This window comes from Modestobacter sp. NPDC049651 (genome assembly GCF_040659695.1).
Lineage (GTDB): Bacteria > Actinomycetota > Actinomycetes > Mycobacteriales > Geodermatophilaceae > Modestobacter.
Genome location: NZ_JBFAOG010000006.1, coordinates 212,146 through 227,565 on the forward strand (window position 1 = coordinate 212,146; position 15,420 = coordinate 227,565).

14 protein-coding genes and 1 tRNA gene are annotated in these 15,420 nt (G+C 75.0%); 8 read left to right on the forward strand and 7 right to left on the reverse strand.

Annotation, left to right across the window (positions count from 1 at the left end):
* Nucleotides 1-57: 57 nt before the first annotated feature.
* From AB0J00_RS11495 to AB0J00_RS11505, 3 genes are all read right to left on the reverse strand, one after another.
* The gene (locus AB0J00_RS11495) at nt 58-1,026 is read right to left on the reverse strand and encodes a beta-ketoacyl-ACP synthase III (protein ID WP_357744172.1); all 969 of its coding nucleotides are present in this window, start codon (nt 1,024-1,026) and stop codon (nt 58-60) included.
* Nucleotides 1,023-2,225 (reverse strand): acyltransferase domain-containing protein, encoded by a 1,203-nt coding sequence (locus AB0J00_RS11500; RefSeq protein WP_357744174.1) that lies wholly within the window; start codon nt 2,223-2,225, stop codon nt 1,023-1,025. The genes AB0J00_RS11495 and AB0J00_RS11500 overlap by 4 nt, the downstream gene beginning before the upstream one ends.
* A gap of 142 nt (nt 2,226-2,367) precedes the next feature.
* Nucleotides 2,368-3,534, reverse strand: a complete 1,167-nt coding sequence (locus AB0J00_RS11505) for a helix-turn-helix domain-containing protein (RefSeq protein ID WP_357744176.1) — start codon at nt 3,532-3,534, stop codon at nt 2,368-2,370.
* A gap of 44 nt (nt 3,535-3,578) precedes the next feature.
* On the opposite strand from AB0J00_RS11505, the gene AB0J00_RS11510 reads away from it, so the two are divergent.
* The 4 genes from AB0J00_RS11510 (at nt 3,579) to AB0J00_RS11525 (ending at nt 6,358) form a co-directional block, all read left to right on the forward strand.
* Nucleotides 3,579-4,262, forward strand: a complete 684-nt coding sequence (locus AB0J00_RS11510) for a phosphatase PAP2 family protein (protein ID WP_357744178.1) — start codon at nt 3,579-3,581, stop codon at nt 4,260-4,262.
* Complete coding sequence (locus tag AB0J00_RS11515; protein WP_357744180.1) at nt 4,259-4,801, forward strand: pirin family protein; 543 nt, start codon at nt 4,259-4,261, stop codon at nt 4,799-4,801. The genes AB0J00_RS11510 and AB0J00_RS11515 overlap by 4 nt, the downstream gene beginning before the upstream one ends.
* A 72-nt stretch (nt 4,802-4,873) precedes the next feature.
* Nucleotides 4,874-5,119 carry a nickel-binding protein gene (locus AB0J00_RS11520; RefSeq protein ID WP_357744182.1) on the forward strand — a complete coding sequence of 82 codons (246 nt, stop codon included), beginning with the start codon at nt 4,874-4,876 and terminating at the stop codon, nt 5,117-5,119.
* A gap of 45 nt (nt 5,120-5,164) precedes the next feature.
* A complete protein-coding gene (locus AB0J00_RS11525; protein ID WP_357744184.1) occupies nt 5,165-6,358 on the forward strand; it encodes a M20 family metallopeptidase in 1,194 nt (397 codons plus the stop codon).
* A gap of 98 nt (nt 6,359-6,456) precedes the next feature.
* Here AB0J00_RS11525 and AB0J00_RS11530 read toward each other — a convergent pair whose 3' ends face one another.
* A complete protein-coding gene (locus AB0J00_RS11530) occupies nt 6,457-7,470 on the reverse strand; it encodes a type IV toxin-antitoxin system AbiEi family antitoxin domain-containing protein (protein ID WP_357744186.1) in 1,014 nt (337 codons plus the stop codon).
* Nucleotides 7,471-7,704: 234 nt separating this feature from the next.
* On the reverse strand, nt 7,705-10,509 hold the full coding sequence (gene aceE / locus AB0J00_RS11535; protein WP_357744188.1) for a pyruvate dehydrogenase (acetyl-transferring), homodimeric type: 2,805 nt from the start codon (nt 10,507-10,509) through the stop codon (nt 7,705-7,707).
* A gap of 348 nt (nt 10,510-10,857) precedes the next feature.
* Here aceE and AB0J00_RS11540 point away from each other — a divergent pair, with 348 nt between their 5' ends.
* The 3 genes from AB0J00_RS11540 (at nt 10,858) to AB0J00_RS11550 (ending at nt 11,948) form a co-directional block, all read left to right on the forward strand.
* The gene (locus tag AB0J00_RS11540) at nt 10,858-11,283 is read left to right on the forward strand and encodes a DUF3052 domain-containing protein (protein WP_357744190.1); all 426 of its coding nucleotides are present in this window, start codon (nt 10,858-10,860) and stop codon (nt 11,281-11,283) included.
* 100 nt (nt 11,284-11,383) lie between these two features.
* Entirely contained in the window at nt 11,384-11,851 is a 468-nt protein-coding gene (locus tag AB0J00_RS11545) for a peroxiredoxin (RefSeq protein ID WP_357744192.1), read from the forward strand.
* A gap of 25 nt (nt 11,852-11,876) precedes the next feature.
* Nucleotides 11,877-11,948, forward strand: a tRNA-Val gene (locus AB0J00_RS11550).
* 57 nt (nt 11,949-12,005) lie between these two features.
* Here the strand turns inward: AB0J00_RS11550 and AB0J00_RS11555 are convergent.
* On the reverse strand, nt 12,006-12,677 hold the full coding sequence (locus tag AB0J00_RS11555) for an SPFH domain-containing protein (RefSeq protein ID WP_357744194.1): 672 nt from the start codon (nt 12,675-12,677) through the stop codon (nt 12,006-12,008).
* Nucleotides 12,678-13,006: 329 nt separating this feature from the next.
* On the opposite strand from AB0J00_RS11555, the gene AB0J00_RS11560 reads away from it, so the two are divergent.
* The gene (locus AB0J00_RS11560) at nt 13,007-13,402 is read left to right on the forward strand and encodes a rhodanese-like domain-containing protein (RefSeq protein WP_357744196.1); all 396 of its coding nucleotides are present in this window, start codon (nt 13,007-13,009) and stop codon (nt 13,400-13,402) included.
* A 10-nt stretch (nt 13,403-13,412) separates the two neighbouring features.
* On the opposite strand, the gene AB0J00_RS11565 is transcribed toward AB0J00_RS11560, so the two are convergent.
* A complete protein-coding gene (locus AB0J00_RS11565; protein ID WP_357744198.1) occupies nt 13,413-15,374 on the reverse strand; it encodes an FUSC family protein in 1,962 nt (653 codons plus the stop codon).
* Nucleotides 15,375-15,420: the final 46 nt, after the last annotated feature.

A 15,420-nucleotide genomic window follows, 5' to 3' on the forward strand; every position in this document is an offset into this window, starting at 1 on the left:
GTCCGGGACGGGTGTCCCGGGTCGGGGTGGGTGGGTGGGTCGTGCCGGAGCAGTAGATCAGGGGAGCCGGAGGACCTGGCCGGCGAAGGTGAGGCCGGCGCCGTACCCGAGCACCAGGGCCAGGTCGCCGGTCTTGGCCTCGCCGGACTCCAGCAGCGCCGACAGCGCCAGCGGGATCGAGGCGGCCGAGGTGTTGCCCGACTGCACGATGTCGCGGGCGATGACGGTGCTCTCGGGGAAGCCGAGCTTCTTCTGCATCAGCTCGACGATCCGCAGGTTGGCCTGGTGCGGGGCGAAGACGTCGATGTCCTGCGCGGTGACGCCCGCCTTGTCCATCGCCTCCTCGAGGGTGGCGGTGAGCTTGGTGGTCGCCCAGCGGTAGACCGCCTGGCCGGCCATGGCCATCGTCGAGGTCCCGGCGGCGATCTCGATCGCCGAGTGCTGGTCGCCGTCGCTGCCCCACGCCACCGGGCCGATGCCCGGCTCGTCGGAGGCGCCGACCACGACCGCACCGGCGCCGTCGGCGAAGATCACCGCGGTCGACCGGTCGGACATGTCGGTGACGTCGGTGAGCCGCTCGACGCCGACGACCAGCACGTTGCGGGCGTCGCCGGAGCGGATGGCGTCGTTGGCCAGGCCGAGCGCGTAGCAGAACCCGGCGCAGCCGGCGTTGAGGTCGAACGCGCCCGGCCGGGGGATGCCCAGCCGGTGGGCGACCTGCGGGCCGATGCCGGGGATGGGCTGCTGCAGGCTGGCGGTGGCCAGGACCACCAGGTCGACCTGGTCGGGGTCCAGCCCGCTGGCGGCCAGCGCCTTGCCGCCGGCGGCGACGGCCATCTCGACGAGGGTCTCGTCCTCGGCGGCCCAGCGGCGCTCGGCGATGCCGACCCGGGTCTGGATCCACTCGTCGTTGGTGTCCATCATCGTGGCCAGCTCGTCGTTGGTGACCCGCCGGCGCGGCCGGTAGGCACCGATGCCGAGGATGCGGGCGCCGGGTGGCCCCTGGGGCAGCGTGATCGAGCTCATGGGGCAACCTCCGGGTACAGGCGGGCGATCGGGTCTCCGGCGTCCACGAGGTCGCCGTCCTGCACGAGCCACTCGGCGAGGACGCCGTCGTAGCCGGCGGAGACGTTGACCTCGTCGCGGCGGCTGCGGATGCAGCCCAGCGGCGTGCCGGCGGGCAGGTGGGTGCCCTCCGCGATGGTGGCCGGGCTGACGGTGCCGCGCGCGGGGGCGACGACGACCCGCCAGTCGGGCTGGTGCTCGGCCTCGGCGCGGCCGCGCTCGGTGGCGATCAGCTCGCGGGCGCGGTCGAGGTCGGCGGGGCCGGTGAGCGCCAGGATCTCGACGTCCGAGCCCTTCCACTCGCGCTTGGCCAGGCCGGCCAGCGCACCGGCCGGTGGCAGCTCGACGGCGGCGGTGACGCCGAGGTCGCGCAGGGTGGCCAGGCACGCGTCGAAGCGCACCGGGCTGGTGACCTGGCTGACCAGGCGGGTGACCGCGGCCGCGCCGGAGTCGACCCCGGCGCCGTCGGCGTTGGACAGCAGCAGCCGGCTCGGGTCGGCCGGGCTCAGGCCACCGACCAGGCCCTCCAGCTCCTCGCGGGCCGAGGCCATGTAGGAGGTGTGGAAGGCGCCGGCCACCGACAGCGGCACGATCCGCGCCTTCGCGGGGGCGTCGGCCTTGAGCGCCGCCAGCCCCTCGACCGAGCCGGCGGCCACGATCTGCCCGCCGCCGTTGAAGTTCGCCGGCTCCAGACCGTGCCGGGCGATCGCGGCGAGCACCTCGTCCCGGTCACCACCCAGGACGGCGGACATCCCGGTCGGCGTCTGCGCGCACGAGCGGGCCATCGCCCGGCCGCGGACGGCGGTCAGCGCGATCGCCGCCTCGACGCTGAGCACCCCGGCCAGCGCCGCGGCGGTCAGCTCGCCGACGCTGTGGCCGGTGATGACGACGTCGCGGCCGGCGTGCGGGGTGTGCACCACCGGGCCGGGCAGCCCGCCCAGCTCGCGGGCGATGAACAGGCTCATCGCGACCACCAGCGGCTGGGTCACCGCGGTGTCCTTGATGGCCTCGGCGTCACCGGTGGTGCCGAGGGTCAGCAGGTCGGCGTCGGCGATCGCGCCGGCCCAGCGGAAGAACGACTCGGCGCCGGGGAGCTCGAGCCACTCGTTGAGCATCCCGGGCTTCTGGGCACCCTGTCCGGGGGCGAGGACGGCCAGCACGTGTCTCACCGTGCCAGGTCGGCGCCATCCCCGTGCTGCCGAGTCCGACGAAATGCACCGACGTTGTTCTGTAGGGTTCCCACAACCGGCGCGGCGTGGCGGGGCCTGTCGGCACCGGCCGGTGGGGGAGACCACACAGCCATCAGCTCCAGAGGGAGCGGTCGCCGTCCAGCCGGGCGAGCGCGAGGGCGACCTGGAGGGTCCACGCACCCCGCGGGTCGGTGACCACCTGGCCGGTGAGCTCGGTGGCCCGCTTGAGCCGGTACCGCACCGTGTTCGGGTGCACGAACAGCGCGCGGGCGCTGGCCTCGAGGTTGCCGCCGTTGCCCAGCACGGTGTGCACGGTGTCCAGCACCTCGCCGGCGGCGTTCTGCAGCGGCCCGGCCACCCGCTCCGCGAGCGCGGCGCGGGCCAGCGGATCGCCGTCCAGGGCGCGCTCGGGCAGCAGCTCGTCGGCGGCGACCGGGCAGGGCGCCTCCGGCCAGGCGGCAGCGGCGTGCAGCCCGGCCAGCGCCGCGGTGGCCGACTCCCCGGCGTGCGCGAGCGAGTCGACCTGCGGGCCGTGCACCACCGGGCCGGGCGCGAACTCCCGGCTCACCCGGGCGGCCACCGGGGTCAGGTCGGGCAGCCCGCCCAGGACGACGACCAGCCGGTCGGCGTGCACCCCCACCAGCACCTCGCTGCCCACCGACCGGGCGGCCCGGCGCACCCGCGGCCGGACGTCGGCGGGGTCCGGCGGCGCGGCGCCGACCAGCACGATCACCGGCCCGGTGGTGGCCCAGCCCAGCGCGGCGGCCCGGCCGGGCAGCTCCTCCGAGCGGTCGCCGCGGACCAGCGCGTCGACGACCAGCGCCTCCAGCCGGGCGTCCCAGGCGCCGCGGTTCTCCGCGAAGCTCGCGTAGACGTGCGCGGTGGCGAAGGCGATCTCCCGGCTGAACTGCAGCACCGCCAGCCGCAGCACGTCCGCCTCGCCCTCGGCGGCGACCTGCTCGACCCGGTCCTCGACCACCTCGACCGTCACCCGGATCAGGTCGACGGTCTGCTTCAGCGGCACGCTGCGCACCAGCTCGCGGGGTGCGGCGCCGAACACCTCGCCGGTGAGCCGCGGCGGCCGGTCGGGGGTGCGGCACCACTCGACCAGCGACGCGATGCCGGCCTGCGCCACGAGCATCACCCACGACCGCTGGTCGGCGGGCATGGCCCGGAACCAGGGCAGCTCCTCGTCCATCCGCGCCACGGCCTGGGTGGCCAGCGCCCCCGACGACCGCTCGAGCCGCTGGAGCGTGCCGGCCGACGGGGAGCTGATCACCCCGCCAGCGTGTCACGCACCCGCGCGTCGGGGATCGTGGTGCCGTGCAGCTCCCCCTCCCGGGTCGATCCCGGGCCCTCGTCGTCGTGGGCCTCGCGGCGCTGGTGGTCGCGTTGCTGGGGCTCGCGGTGCACGCCGGCACCGGGCCGGTGCCCCGCCTCGACCGGGCGGTGAGCGAGGCCGCGTACGCCGGCGACGGCCGCCCCGGCTGGCTCGAGGCGGTGCTGCAGGTGGCCACCGCGCCGGGGCTGTCGTGGGTGCGCGGCCTGGTCTACCTGCCGGTGCTGGTCTGGCTGGCCGTCCGCCGGGCCTGGTGGACGGCGGCCTGGGTGCTGCTCGCCGTCGCCCTGGTCAGCCCGCTGACCAGCGCGCTCAAGGAGCTGGTCGGCCGGCCGCGCCCGCAGTTCGCCGACGGGGGCGCGCGGTACGGCTCGCTGAGCTTCCCGAGCGGCCACTCCTCGGGCGTGGCCGCGCTGGTCTGCGCCGGGCTGGTGCTGGCCTGGCCGCTGCTCGCCCCGGCCGCCCGCCGGGCCTGGACCGCCGCCGGCATCGCGCTCGCCCTGCTGGTCGGGGCCACCCGGCTGTGGCTGGGCGTGCACTTCGCGAGCGACGTGGTCGGCGGCTGGTGCGTCGGGGTGGGCTGGGTGCTGCTGGTCGCCGCGGCGCTCGACGGGCTGCCCGGCGGCCGGGCGGCGCTGCGTCCTCGGCGGGTGGAGGTGGCGGCATGACCCTCGACTCGCGGGTGCTGCTCGCCCCGGACGACGGGTCGCTGGGCCCGCTGCTCCGGCTGGCCGACGACCGGCTCGCGCCCGGCGCCGGGTACGGCCGCCACGAGCACCGGGACGTCGACGTGGTGCTGCTCGTGCTCGCAGGGTCGCTGCGGCACGAGTGGGGGAGCGGCGCCGCGGTGGCCGCCGGGGACGTGGCGGTGCTGCGGGCCGGCGCGGGGCTGGCGCACGACGAGGTCGCGGGGCCGGCCGGGGCGCACGTCGTCCAGACCTACCTGCGGGCCGCGGAACCCGGGCGGCCGCCGCGGCACGACGTCGTACCGGCCGCTGCGGGGTGGGTCGACCTCGGCCGGCCCGACGCGCGGCTGTGGGTGGGGTCCGGTGCGGACGACGTCCCGCCCGGCCTGCGGGTGGTCTGCCGGGACGGCGAGGTGACCGCCGCGCCGGGGACCGGGCCGGTGCCGGGACCCGCCGTGGTCTGCGTGTGGCAGCTGGTCACCACGCGACCGGCCTGGGCGGTCGATCCGGCCGACGGGTGACGCGGGCGCTGGACACGGGCCGTCCCCGGGTGGACCGTGCCGCTCGCGGGGGGACCGACGAAGGGGTGCCCGATGCCCACGTTCATGGACTTCCACGACGACCTGCGGCTGCCGGCGGAGGCCGTCCGCGAGATCGGCGAGGGCGCGCAGGCGGGGGTGCGCGACCAGTTCGGCGTCCAGCAGATCGAGCTGTTCCACAACCCCGACGGCAAGGTGTACTGCCTGCTCGACGCGCCCGACGAGGACGCCGTCCGGCAGCACCACGAGGCGCTCGGCGTGCCGTGCGGCGCGGTGCACCAGGTGCAGCGGCTGACCTGACGGCCGGGGTCGGCAGATCCTGAGCGTTGCTACAGACTGGTCGGCATGTCCGACCTCCTCGCCGCCGCCCGGGCCGACGCCGACCGCACCGTCGAGCTGCGCCGCCGCTTCCACCGCTCCCCGGAGATCGGCCTGCAGTTGCCGGCCACCCAGGCGATCGTGCTGGACGCGCTCGCCGACCTGCCGATCGAGGTGACGACGGGGACGTCGACCACCTCGGTGGTCGGCGTGCTCCGCGGCGCCCGCCCGGGCCCGACCTACCTGCTGCGCGGCGACATGGACGCGCTGCCCGTGCACGAGGACACCGGCCTGCCGTTCGCCTCGGAGCACGCCGGGGTGATGCACGCCTGCGGGCACGACACCCACATGGCGATGCTGCTGGGCGCGGCCCGGCTGCTCGCCGAGCGGCGCGACCAGCTCGCCGGGCAGGTCGTCTTCATGGTGCAGCCGGGGGAGGAGGGCTTCCACGGCGCGAAGCACATGCTCGACGAGGGGCTGCTGGACGTCGTCCCCGAGGCGCCGGTGAGCGGCGCGTTCGCGCTGCACATCTCGACGCTGTACCCCAGCGGCACGATCAACGTCCGGCCCGGCGCGATGATGGCGTCGGCCGACCAGTGGACGATCACCGTCAACGGCCGCGGCGGGCACGCCTCCACCCCGCACCTGGGCGCGGACCCGGTGCCGGTGGCCGCGGAGATCGTGCTGGCGCTGCAGTCGATGGTCACCCGCACCGTGGACGTCTTCGACCCGGCCGTCGTCACCGTGGGGCACCTCGAGGCCGGCACCACCGACAACGTCATCCCCGACACGGCGCTGCTGCACGGCACGATCCGCACGCTGTCGCCGGAGCGGCGCCGGCAGGTGCTCGACGCCGTCCAGCGGGTCGGGTCGCACATCGCCGTTGCCCACGGGCTGACCGCGGAGTTCCGCCGGATCGAGGGCTACCCGGTGACCGTCAACGACGCCGGGGTCGCCGCGCAGGTCACCGCCACCGCCGCCGAGCTGCTCGGCTCCGACGCCAGCATCGTGCTGCCGCAGCCGCTGATGGGCGCCGAGGACTTCTCCTACGTGCTGGAGCAGGTGCCCGGCGCCATGGCGTTCCTCGGCGCCTGCCCGCCCGGCCTCGACCCGGCGACCGCCCCGGCCAACCACTCCAACCTGGTGGTGTTCGACGAGGACGCGCTGCCCGCCGGGGTCGCGCTGTACGCCCAGATGGCCCTCAACGCCCTCGCCGGCTGAGCGCTGGGGGCCAGCGGTGATCAGGTGACCTGATCACCGGCTGGCCTCCTGCAGCAGCGTTGGTGCGGGAGGTCAGCCTGGGGTGCAGGGGGACGTCGTCAGCTGGCGGCGGCGACCCGGGGCGTCGTCCGCAGCCCGCCGTTCCAGAGCTCGGTGCGGTACCGGGGAGCCGCGCGTCGGCCGCCGACGAGCAGGGACTGCAGCCGGCTGACCTTGGCGTCCCAGCCGGCGCGGAGGTCCTCGGGAGCGATGCGCACGCCGCGCAGATCGAGGTCGAGCAGCTCGTCGTGCCGGCGCTTCTCATGCCAGGCGACCTCGGCGGGGGAGCGGCCGCGCCACGGGTCGGTGTACTTGACCATCCCGTCGCACTCGACGAAGACGCCGTGCTCCGGCCAGTACATGTCCAGGACGCCGACCACCCGGGTGCCGACGCGGACGCACTGCTGTAGCAGCGGCTCCGGGAGGCCCGCGGTCATCAGGGCCAGACGCGTGAGGGTCTCGTGCGGTGAGAGGGCGCCGACCCGGGCCAGGGAGACGGCGTGGGCGGCTCGCCCGCAGCCGACCCAGTGCGTCTGCGCCAGGGTCGCCGCTCGCAGCTCGTCGAGCCCCGTCCGCCCGTCGGCCAGGGCGTCGTCGATGGCGATCACCGTGTCGACGACCTGCCACTCGCGGCCGACGTCGGCCAGGGTGCGGGGGACCGTGGTGACCGGCAGCCCGTGCTCGACCGCCTGGTCCGCCGGCGGCAGGGTGGCCTGACTGATCCGGTAGCCGCGGCCGGTGCGGAACTGCTGCGGGTCGGTCAGCCGGACACCGGCGTCGGCGGATCCGGGCACCAGGAGACGGTGCAGGCGGGCAGCCGACGTGTGGCTGACGACGGACGTCCGGTCGAGGCGGCTGAGCGCTGCTGCGCACTCGAGCCGGTGCGTCATCCCCTCCGCCTGGTGGCTGCGCCACAGCTCGCCGGTCGTGTAGACGCCGTAGCGGATGCGCCGCCAGGCACCCGACCGCAGCAGCGGCCCGATGGCGTTGCGGTCGATGCCGGCCAGGAGGGCGTCGGAGGTCGTGAAGACGCCCCCGCGGCGGTCCATCACTCGGGACAGGACAAGTTCCACGGCCGTCACCGTGCTTCCGTGACCGGTGGCCGGGGAAGGGCAGGCGGCGGTCTGTGCGCGGCGGTGGCCGGTGTGGACAACTGCCGGCGTCCGGACAGGCGTCGTGCTCCACCCGCGCGCGGGGACCCCCTGCACCAATGACTGTCCCCCCGCACCAACGCCGGTGCGGGGGGACAGATGGTGATCAGGTCACCTGATCAGTGCTGAGCCCCCAGGCGAGGGCCCGCACTCCGGTCAGGTGGCGGGGTGCTCGTCGGTGCGCTCCTCGGCGGGGGCCTTCTGCTCGTCGCCGATCTGGTACTTCTGCACCGCCTGGGCGACGACCGAGCGGTCGACCTCGCCGCGCTGGGCCAGGGCGGCCAGCGTGCGGACGACGATCGACTCGGCGTCGACCTTGAAGTGCCGCCGCAGCGCCGGGCGGGTGTCGGAGAGCCCGAACCCGTCGGTGCCCAGCGAGGCCAGGCCGCCCGGGACGAACGGCGCGATGAGGTCGGGGACGGCCTTCATCCAGTCCGACACCGCCACGACCGGGCCCTCGGTGCCGGTGAGCTGCTCGGTCACGTAGGGGACCTGGGGCTCCTCGGCCGGGTGCATGAGGTTCCACTCGTCGGCCTCGAGCGCCTGGCGGCGCAGCTCGGTCCACGAGGTCACCGACCACACGTCGGCCGACACGCCCCAGTCGTCCGCGAGCAGCTCCTGCGCGCGCAGCGCCCACGGCACCGCGACGCCCGACGCCAGCACCTGCGCCTTGGGGCCCTTGCCCGCAGGACCCTCGGCGTAGCGGTACATGCCGGCGAGCAGCCCGGCGACGTCCAGGCCCTCGGGCTCGGCCGGCTGCTGGTAGGGCTCGTTGTAGACCGTCAGGTAGTACATGACGTTCGGGTCGCGGTGCCCGCCCAGCGGAGCACCCGGGTCCACGCCGTACATGCGGGCCAGGGCGTCCTTGGTGATGTGCCCGACCTCGTAGGAGAACGCGGGGTCGTAGGTGACGACGGCCGGGTTGGTCGCCGCCAGCAGCAGCGAGTGCCCGTCCTCGTGCTGCAGGCCCTCACCGTTCAGCGTCGTCCGGCCGGCGGTGGCGCCGAGCAGGAAGCCGCGGGTCATCTGGTCGGCGGCCGCCCAGATGGAGTCGCCGGTGCGCTGGAACCCGAACATCGAGTAGAAGATGTAGATCGGGATCATGGCCTCGCCGTGCGTGGCGTACGAGGTGCCCGCGGCGATGAACGACGCGGTCGAGCCGGCCTCGTTGATCCCCTCGTGCAGGATCTGCCCCTGCTCGGACTCCTTGTAGGCCAGCATCAGCTCGCGGTCGACCGAGGTGTAGTTCTGGCCGTGCGGGTTGTAGATCTTGATGCTCGGGAACAGCGAGTCCATCCCGAACGTGCGCGCCTCGTCGGGGATGACCGGCACGAACCGCGGGGCGAGCTCCTTGTCCTTCATGAGCTCCTTGAGCAGCCGGACGAAGGCCATGGTGGTGGCCACCTCCTGCTTGCCCGAGCCCCGCTTGAGGACGTCGAACGCCTTGTCCTCCGGCGTCTTCAGCGGCTTGTGCTCCGCCCGGCGCTGCGGTACCGAGCCACCGAGCTGGCGGCGCCGCTCGCTCATGTACTGCATCTCGGGGGAGTCGGCGGCCGGCCGGTAGTACGGCGGCAGCGTCTTGTCCAGCTGCTCGTCCGGGATCGGGATCTCCAGCCGGTCGCGGAAGTGGAGCAGGTCCTCCGCGGTCAGCTTCTTCATCTGGTGGGTGCTGTTGCGGCCCTCGAAGTGGCTGCCCAGCGTCCAGCCCTTGATGGTCTTGGCGAGGATGACCGTCGGCTGGCCCTTGTGCTCGGTCGCGGCCTTGTAGGCGGCGTACACCTTGCGGTAGTCGTGGCCACCGCGGGCGAGCTGCCACACCTCCTCGTCGGTCATGTGCTCGACGAGCTTGCGGGTGCGCGGGTCGCGGCCGAAGAAGTGCTCGCGGACGAACGCGCCGTCCTCGGCCTTGTAGGTCTGGTAGTCGCCGTCGGGCGTCTGGTTCATCAGGTTGACCAGCGCGCCGTCGCGGTCGGCGGCCAGCAGCTTGTCCCAGCCGTGGCCCCAGATCACCTTGATGACGTTCCAGCCGGCGCCGCGGAAGAACGACTCCAGCTCCTGGATGACCTTGCCGTTGCCGCGCACCGGGCCGTCGAGCCGCTGCAGGTTGCAGTTGATGACGAAGGTGAGGTTGTCCAGCTCCTCGCGGGCGGCCAGCCCGATCGGGCCGAGGGCCTCGGGCTCGTCGGTCTCGCCGTCGCCGAGGAACGCCCACACGTGCTGGTCGGAGGTGTCGGCGATGCCGCGGTTGTGCAGGTAGCGGTTGAACCGCGCCTGGTAGATCGCGTTCATCGGGCCGAGGCCCATCGAGACGGTGGGGAACTCCCAGAACTCCGGCATGAGCCGGGGGTGCGGGTAGGACGACAGCCCGCCGCCGGGGTGGCTGGTCTCCTGCCGGAAGCCGTCGAGCTGGTGCTCGGTCAGCCGGCCCTCGAGGTACGCGCGAGCGTAGATGCCGGGGGAGGCGTGGCCCTGGAAGTAGATCTGGTCGCCGCCGCCGGGGTGGTCCTTGCCGCGGAAGAAGTGGTTGAAGCCGACCTCGTAGAGCATCGCGGACGACGCGTAGGACGAGATGTGGCCGCCGACGCCGATGCCCGGCCGCTGCGCGCGGTGCACCATGATCGCGGCGTTCCAGCGGATCGCGTGCCGGATCTTCCGCTCGGCGTCCTCGTCGCCGGGGAACCACGGCTCCCGCTCCGGCGGGATCGTGTTGATGTAGTCGGTGCTGCGCAGCGCCGGGACGCCGACCTGCTGCTCACGGCTGCGCTCCAGCAGCCGGAGCATGAGGTAGCGGGCCCGGTTGCGCCCCGCGTGGTCGACGACCGCGTCCAGCGAGTCCAGCCATTCCTGGGTCTCGTCCTGGTCGGTGTCGGGGAGTTGGCTCGGCAGCCCGTCGGTGATGACCGCGCGGGGGGTGCCGGTGCTGCGGGCGGGGTCGCCGTCCGCCGTCTGCGGTGCGCTCATGGGGACATGTTCTCGCGTCGCTGCGGCGCGCGTCACGCGGCCCGCCGTCCGGGGCTCCCGAGAGCCTCCCCGGGGAGGGGGCGCCGACCCGGCGACGGGGCCCGCCCGCGAGGTGCGGAGCCCTTGCGGATGGTCGGCTATGCCCTACGCTCCGCTGCAACGGGGGCCCGGGTGCGGTGTCCCCCCGAGCCCGACCGTCCAACCCGACCCACCCCGTCCGGGGAACCCGCGAACGTGTCCGGCACCGCGCCGACGCGACACGAGGGCGGTCGACCAGGCACCATTCCGTACGAACGTGACAGCGAGCACGACGGCAACCGCCGCACAGCACATGGAGGAACAGCAGGGATGAGCGTCGACTCGGGCAGCACCAGCATGGCTGCCCGGCTGGGGATCAAGCCGGGCATGGTCGTGCAGGAGCTCGGCTGGGACGAGGACTCCGACGAGGACCTGCGCGCCTCCGTGGAGGAGCTCTCCGGCAGCGAGATGGTCGACGAGGACTCCGACGAGGTGGCCGACGTCGTCCTGCTGTGGTGGCGGGAGGAGGACGGCGACCTGATCGACGCCCTCGTCGACTCGCTCGCCGCGCTGGCGGACGACGGTGTCGTCTGGCTGCTGGTGCCCAAGTCCGGGCGCCCCGGCCACGTGGAGCCCGGCGACGTGACCGAGGCCGCGCCGACCGCGGGGCTGCAGCAGACCTCGAGCATCTCGGCCGCCAAGGACTGGTCGGGCATCCGCCTGGTCACCCCGAAGGCCGCCCGCGCCCGTCGCTGAGTCGAAGGACCCCCTCGCCCCCACGCCTCGCAGGCTCGACGCGGGCCCCTGCGAGGGGGCCGGAAGGCAGATCGGGACGTCCGTGCGACAACATGGGCGCATGAGCCTCTCCGTCGGTGACGTCGCGCCCGAGTTCAGCCTCCCCGACCAGGACAAGCAGGTCGTCTCCCTGTCGGGGATGCGCGGCGCGCCGGTGCTGGTCGTCTTCTACCCGTTCGCCTTCTCCGGCATCTGCACCGGCGAGCTGTGCCAGCTGCGCGACGAGCTGGCCGGCTACACCGACGCCGGCGTGCAGGTGGTCGCCATCTCCACCGACCCGGTGTTCAGCCTCAAGGCGTTCCGGGAGAAGGAGGGCTTCGAGTTCCCGCTGCTGTCGGACTTCTGGCCGCACGGGGCGACCGCCCAGGCCTACGGCGTGTTCAACGACAAGGCCGGCATGGCGCTGCGCGGCACCTTCCTGGTCGACGCCGAGGGGAAGGTCGCCTTCGCCGAGGTGAACCAGCCCGGTGACGCGCGCGAGCAGTCCGGCTGGAAGGACGCCGTCGCCCAGCTGCCCCAGGCGGCCTGAGCGAGGACCCCTCCGGGGGTCCGACGGGCGCGTAGCTCAGCGGTAGAGCGCTCGCCTTACAAGCGAGTGGTCGGGGGTTCGAACCCCTCCGCGCCCACCTCCGGAGCCCGGCACGGCCACGGCCGGCCCCGGGTGAGGGGCCGGCCGCGGCCGGTCAGGCGCCCGGCGGGACGACGGCGCCCGGCGCGGTGGTCAGGACGACGGTCGCGCCGCCGGCCTCGACCGCCTGCAGCGTGCGCAGCTGCAGCAGTGCGGGCTGCTCGGTGACCATCCGGGCGGCGTTGGCCAGCGCCCGGGTCGCCGCGACCTCGCCGCGCGCCCGCTCCAGCGCCGCCAGCCCGGCCGCCCGCGCGGTGGCCACCTCCGCGGCCGCCCGGCGCAGCTCGGCCGGCACCATGAGGTCGCGCACCGCCGCCTGCTCGACGGCCAGGCCGACGCCCTCGGCGGTCGTGGCGACCCGGGCCCGCAGCTCCTCGCCCAGCGCGTCGCGGGCGGCGAGCAGCTCGTCGAGCGTCCGGGCACCGGCGACGTCGCGCAGCGCCAGCTGCAGCGCGGCGTAGAGGAACGCGTCGGCGTCCTCGACCGCCTCGTGCCAGCGCCGCGGGTCGGCGGTCCGGCACGTGACGGCGAGGCTCACCCGCACCGCCAGCCCGTCGGCGGTGAGCACCTCCTGGCCGGGGACGGCGAGCAGCCGCGGCCGGACGGCGACCCGCACGAACCGCCGGCGCCGCCGGGCGCGCCGGTGCCGGCCGGGCCCGAGCACCTCGGTGAACCGGCCGTCCCGGTAGGCCAGGACCCGCTCCCACTCCTGCACGACGATCCGCACGTCCTGCCTCCCTCCGACCTGCTGTTCCCGCAGCCGCCGGGCACGGCGGACCGCCGGCGCGTGGTCAGGCACCCCCGGGGAGCGCACCCCCGACGTGCGGGAGCGCGCTGCAGACCGGGAGCACCGGGACGACCACGCGCCGGACGGCTCGTTCGGGAGTTGAACCCGTGCGTTCCGCAGACGCGTGCCCTGACATGGCTGACCCGGGGCCGACGCGCAGGACCTGCGGCGGCGATGCCGCCCGGCTGCTGGCCACGGGCGAGCAGGACGGTAGCCGGGCTGCCGCGGCCGGGGCCAGCGGTTTCCGGCGCACCTGCGATGCTCCCGGCATGGGGATCGACGAGGTGCTCGCGGCCAGCCGGTCCGGGGTGCGGCGGCTGTCGCCGGCGGAGCTGGCGGCCGCCCGCGAGCGCGGCGCGCTGGTCGTCGACACCCGCACCGAGGCGCACCGCCGGGTGCAGGGGGAGTTCCCCGGGGCGCTGGTCATCGACCGCACCGTGCTCGAGTGGCGGCTGGACCCGACGTGCCCGTACCGGGTCCCCGAGGCGACCGGGCCGGACCTGGAGGTCGTGGTGGTCTGCCGGCACGGCTTCAGCTCCAGCCTCGCCGCGGCGTCCCTGCGGGCGATCGGCCTGCACCGGGCCACCGACCTGGCCGGTGGCGTCGAGGCCTGGACGGCGGCCGGGTACGCGATGTCCGACGGACCGGCCGACGTCCGGGAGTGACCGCGCCCGGTCAGTGCTCCAGGTCGGGGGCGCGGTAGCCGGGCGCGCTCTGCCGGACCAGCCGGCGGGCGGCGTCGACCTCGCGGGCCACCGGTGCGAGCACGCCCTCGGCGTGGATCTCCGCGTCGTCGGGCAGCCGGTGGGCGGCGAGGTCCTGCTCCAGCTCGCGGACGGCCTTGCGCAGCACGGTCACCTGGGCCGCGTCCGGCGCCGGCTCACCCGACCGCATCGCGATGACCGCCTCGGTGACCGCGTCCGACGTCCGCTCCAGCTGGACGATCACCGGGTACCAGGCCGAGGCCCGGGTGCTGATGGGCGGCGGCTCGGCCAGCCGGCGCTGCAGCTGGGTCTGCAGCTCGGTCAGCGCCCGGAAGCTCGCCCGCCGCGCCCGGCGGGTGTCGACCGGTGAGCCGTTGAACGCCGCGTCGACGAAGGCGTCCAGCGCCTGCGCGGCGCCGCGCAGGGCGTCGTCCAGCGGCGCCCGCCAGGTCTGCGGCCACAGCAGGTAGCCGAACACCAGCACGATCCCGCAGCCGATGAGCGTGTCGACCAGCCGCGCGCCGACCAGCCCGGCCCCGGCCGGGCTGGCCAGGTCGAGCATGAGGATGACCAGCGGGGTCTGGAAGGTGGCGAACAGGCCGAAGTTGCCGTTGCGGGCCCACGGCAGCGCCGCGGCCGCCAGCGCCATCGCCGCCACCACCCACACGTCGCGCGGCAGGAAGGCCAGCAGCAGCGAGCCGAGCAGCACGCCGATCAGGGTGCCGAGGCCGCGCTGCACCGCCCGGGTGAACACCGACCCGTAGTCGGGCTTGAGCACGATGGCCACGGTCAGCAGCACCCAGTACGGGCGCTCCACCGGCATCACCTGGCGGGCCACCTCGGCGACCACCATGCACAGCACCAGCCGGACGACGAACGCCCGCGAGTCGGCGTTGCCCACCGTGCGGTCGACCAGGTCGCGCAGCCGCACCCGCCAGTCCAGCTCGGGCCACGCCACCGCGGCCTGCGCGCGCTCCTCGTCGTCGCCGACCACGTTCCACACCAGCCGGATGCCGTGCCGCACGGCCCGCTGCTGCGGCGGTGCGTCCTCGACCCGGGGCGGCCGCTCGCCCTGCAGCTCGGTGCGGTGGGTGACCGCGCTGGCGAGCGCGTGGGCGGCGCCGATGTCGCGCGAGTCGGCGGGGACGCCGGCCCGGGCGCTGGCGACCGCCCCCTCCACCAGCGGCGCGGCCGAGTTCAGGATGCCGGCCAGCTCGGCGAGCTCGTGGCTGCGGCCGGCCGACCGGCTGCGGGTGTGGATCACCCGGTCGTAGGCGTCGTTCAGCGCCCCGGTCAGGTCGCGGCGGACGTCGTCGGTGCGGTCGGTGCCGATCGACTCCAGCAGCCTCGCCACCGTGGTGAACACCGTGCCGACCGACGCGCGGTCGGGGTCCAGCGGCTCGAACGCGGCCTGCACCAGCACCGCGAGCGTCGCCCACGCGGCGCCGGCCAGGAAGAACAGCACCTCCTGCCACCCCGGCAGCGGCGTCTGCAGCCCGGAGGAGATCGCGGTGTAGACCAGCAGCTGCAGCGCCCCCAGGGACAGCACCGCGCTGATCGAGCTGAGCAGCGCCGACAGCGCGGCGACCAGCGCGATGAGCAGCACCGGCAGCCAGCCCTCACCCTCGGCCGGGTGGCCGATGAGGAGCCCGACGCCGCCGAGCAGCGCGGCCGCGGCGATCCGCCGCAGCCGGGTGCGCAGCGGGCCGGCCTGCGGGGCGATGGTGGCCGCGAGCGCGCCCATGGTGGCGAACACGCCGGCGCCCAGCGCCGGGCTGCCGGTGTCGACGCCGCCGGCGGCGAGGACCGCGACCAACAGCGGCAGCGGGATCGCGACGGCGAACCGGACCACGTCCCGCCAGGGGATCGTCGGGCGGCCGGGCGCGACCAGCTCCTCCAGCCAGGCCGGCGCCCGCAACCCCCGTTCCGCCACGTCGTCCACCCTGCCATCCGCGCGTGTCGGCAGCCCGTCGCACACT

What these genes read in the sequence shown, in the direction of transcription:
- aceE (WP_357744188.1), bottom strand. Translation starts at nt 10,509, where the DNA reads ATGAGCGCACCGCAGACGGCGGACGGCGACCCCGCCCGCAGCACCGGC.
- AB0J00_RS11545 (WP_357744192.1), top strand. Translation starts at nt 11,384, where the DNA reads ATGAGCCTCTCCGTCGGTGACGTCGCGCCCGAGTTCAGCCTCCCCGAC.
- AB0J00_RS11525 (WP_357744184.1), top strand. Translation starts at nt 5,165, where the DNA reads ATGTCCGACCTCCTCGCCGCCGCCCGGGCCGACGCCGACCGCACCGTC.
- AB0J00_RS11495 (WP_357744172.1), bottom strand. Translation starts at nt 1,026, where the DNA reads ATGAGCTCGATCACGCTGCCCCAGGGGCCACCCGGCGCCCGCATCCTC.
- AB0J00_RS11515 (WP_357744180.1), top strand. Translation starts at nt 4,259, where the DNA reads ATGACCCTCGACTCGCGGGTGCTGCTCGCCCCGGACGACGGGTCGCTG.
- AB0J00_RS11520 (WP_357744182.1), top strand. Translation starts at nt 4,874, where the DNA reads ATGCCCACGTTCATGGACTTCCACGACGACCTGCGGCTGCCGGCGGAG.
- AB0J00_RS11540 (WP_357744190.1), top strand. Translation starts at nt 10,858, where the DNA reads ATGAGCGTCGACTCGGGCAGCACCAGCATGGCTGCCCGGCTGGGGATC.
- AB0J00_RS11560 (WP_357744196.1), top strand. Translation starts at nt 13,007, where the DNA reads ATGGGGATCGACGAGGTGCTCGCGGCCAGCCGGTCCGGGGTGCGGCGG.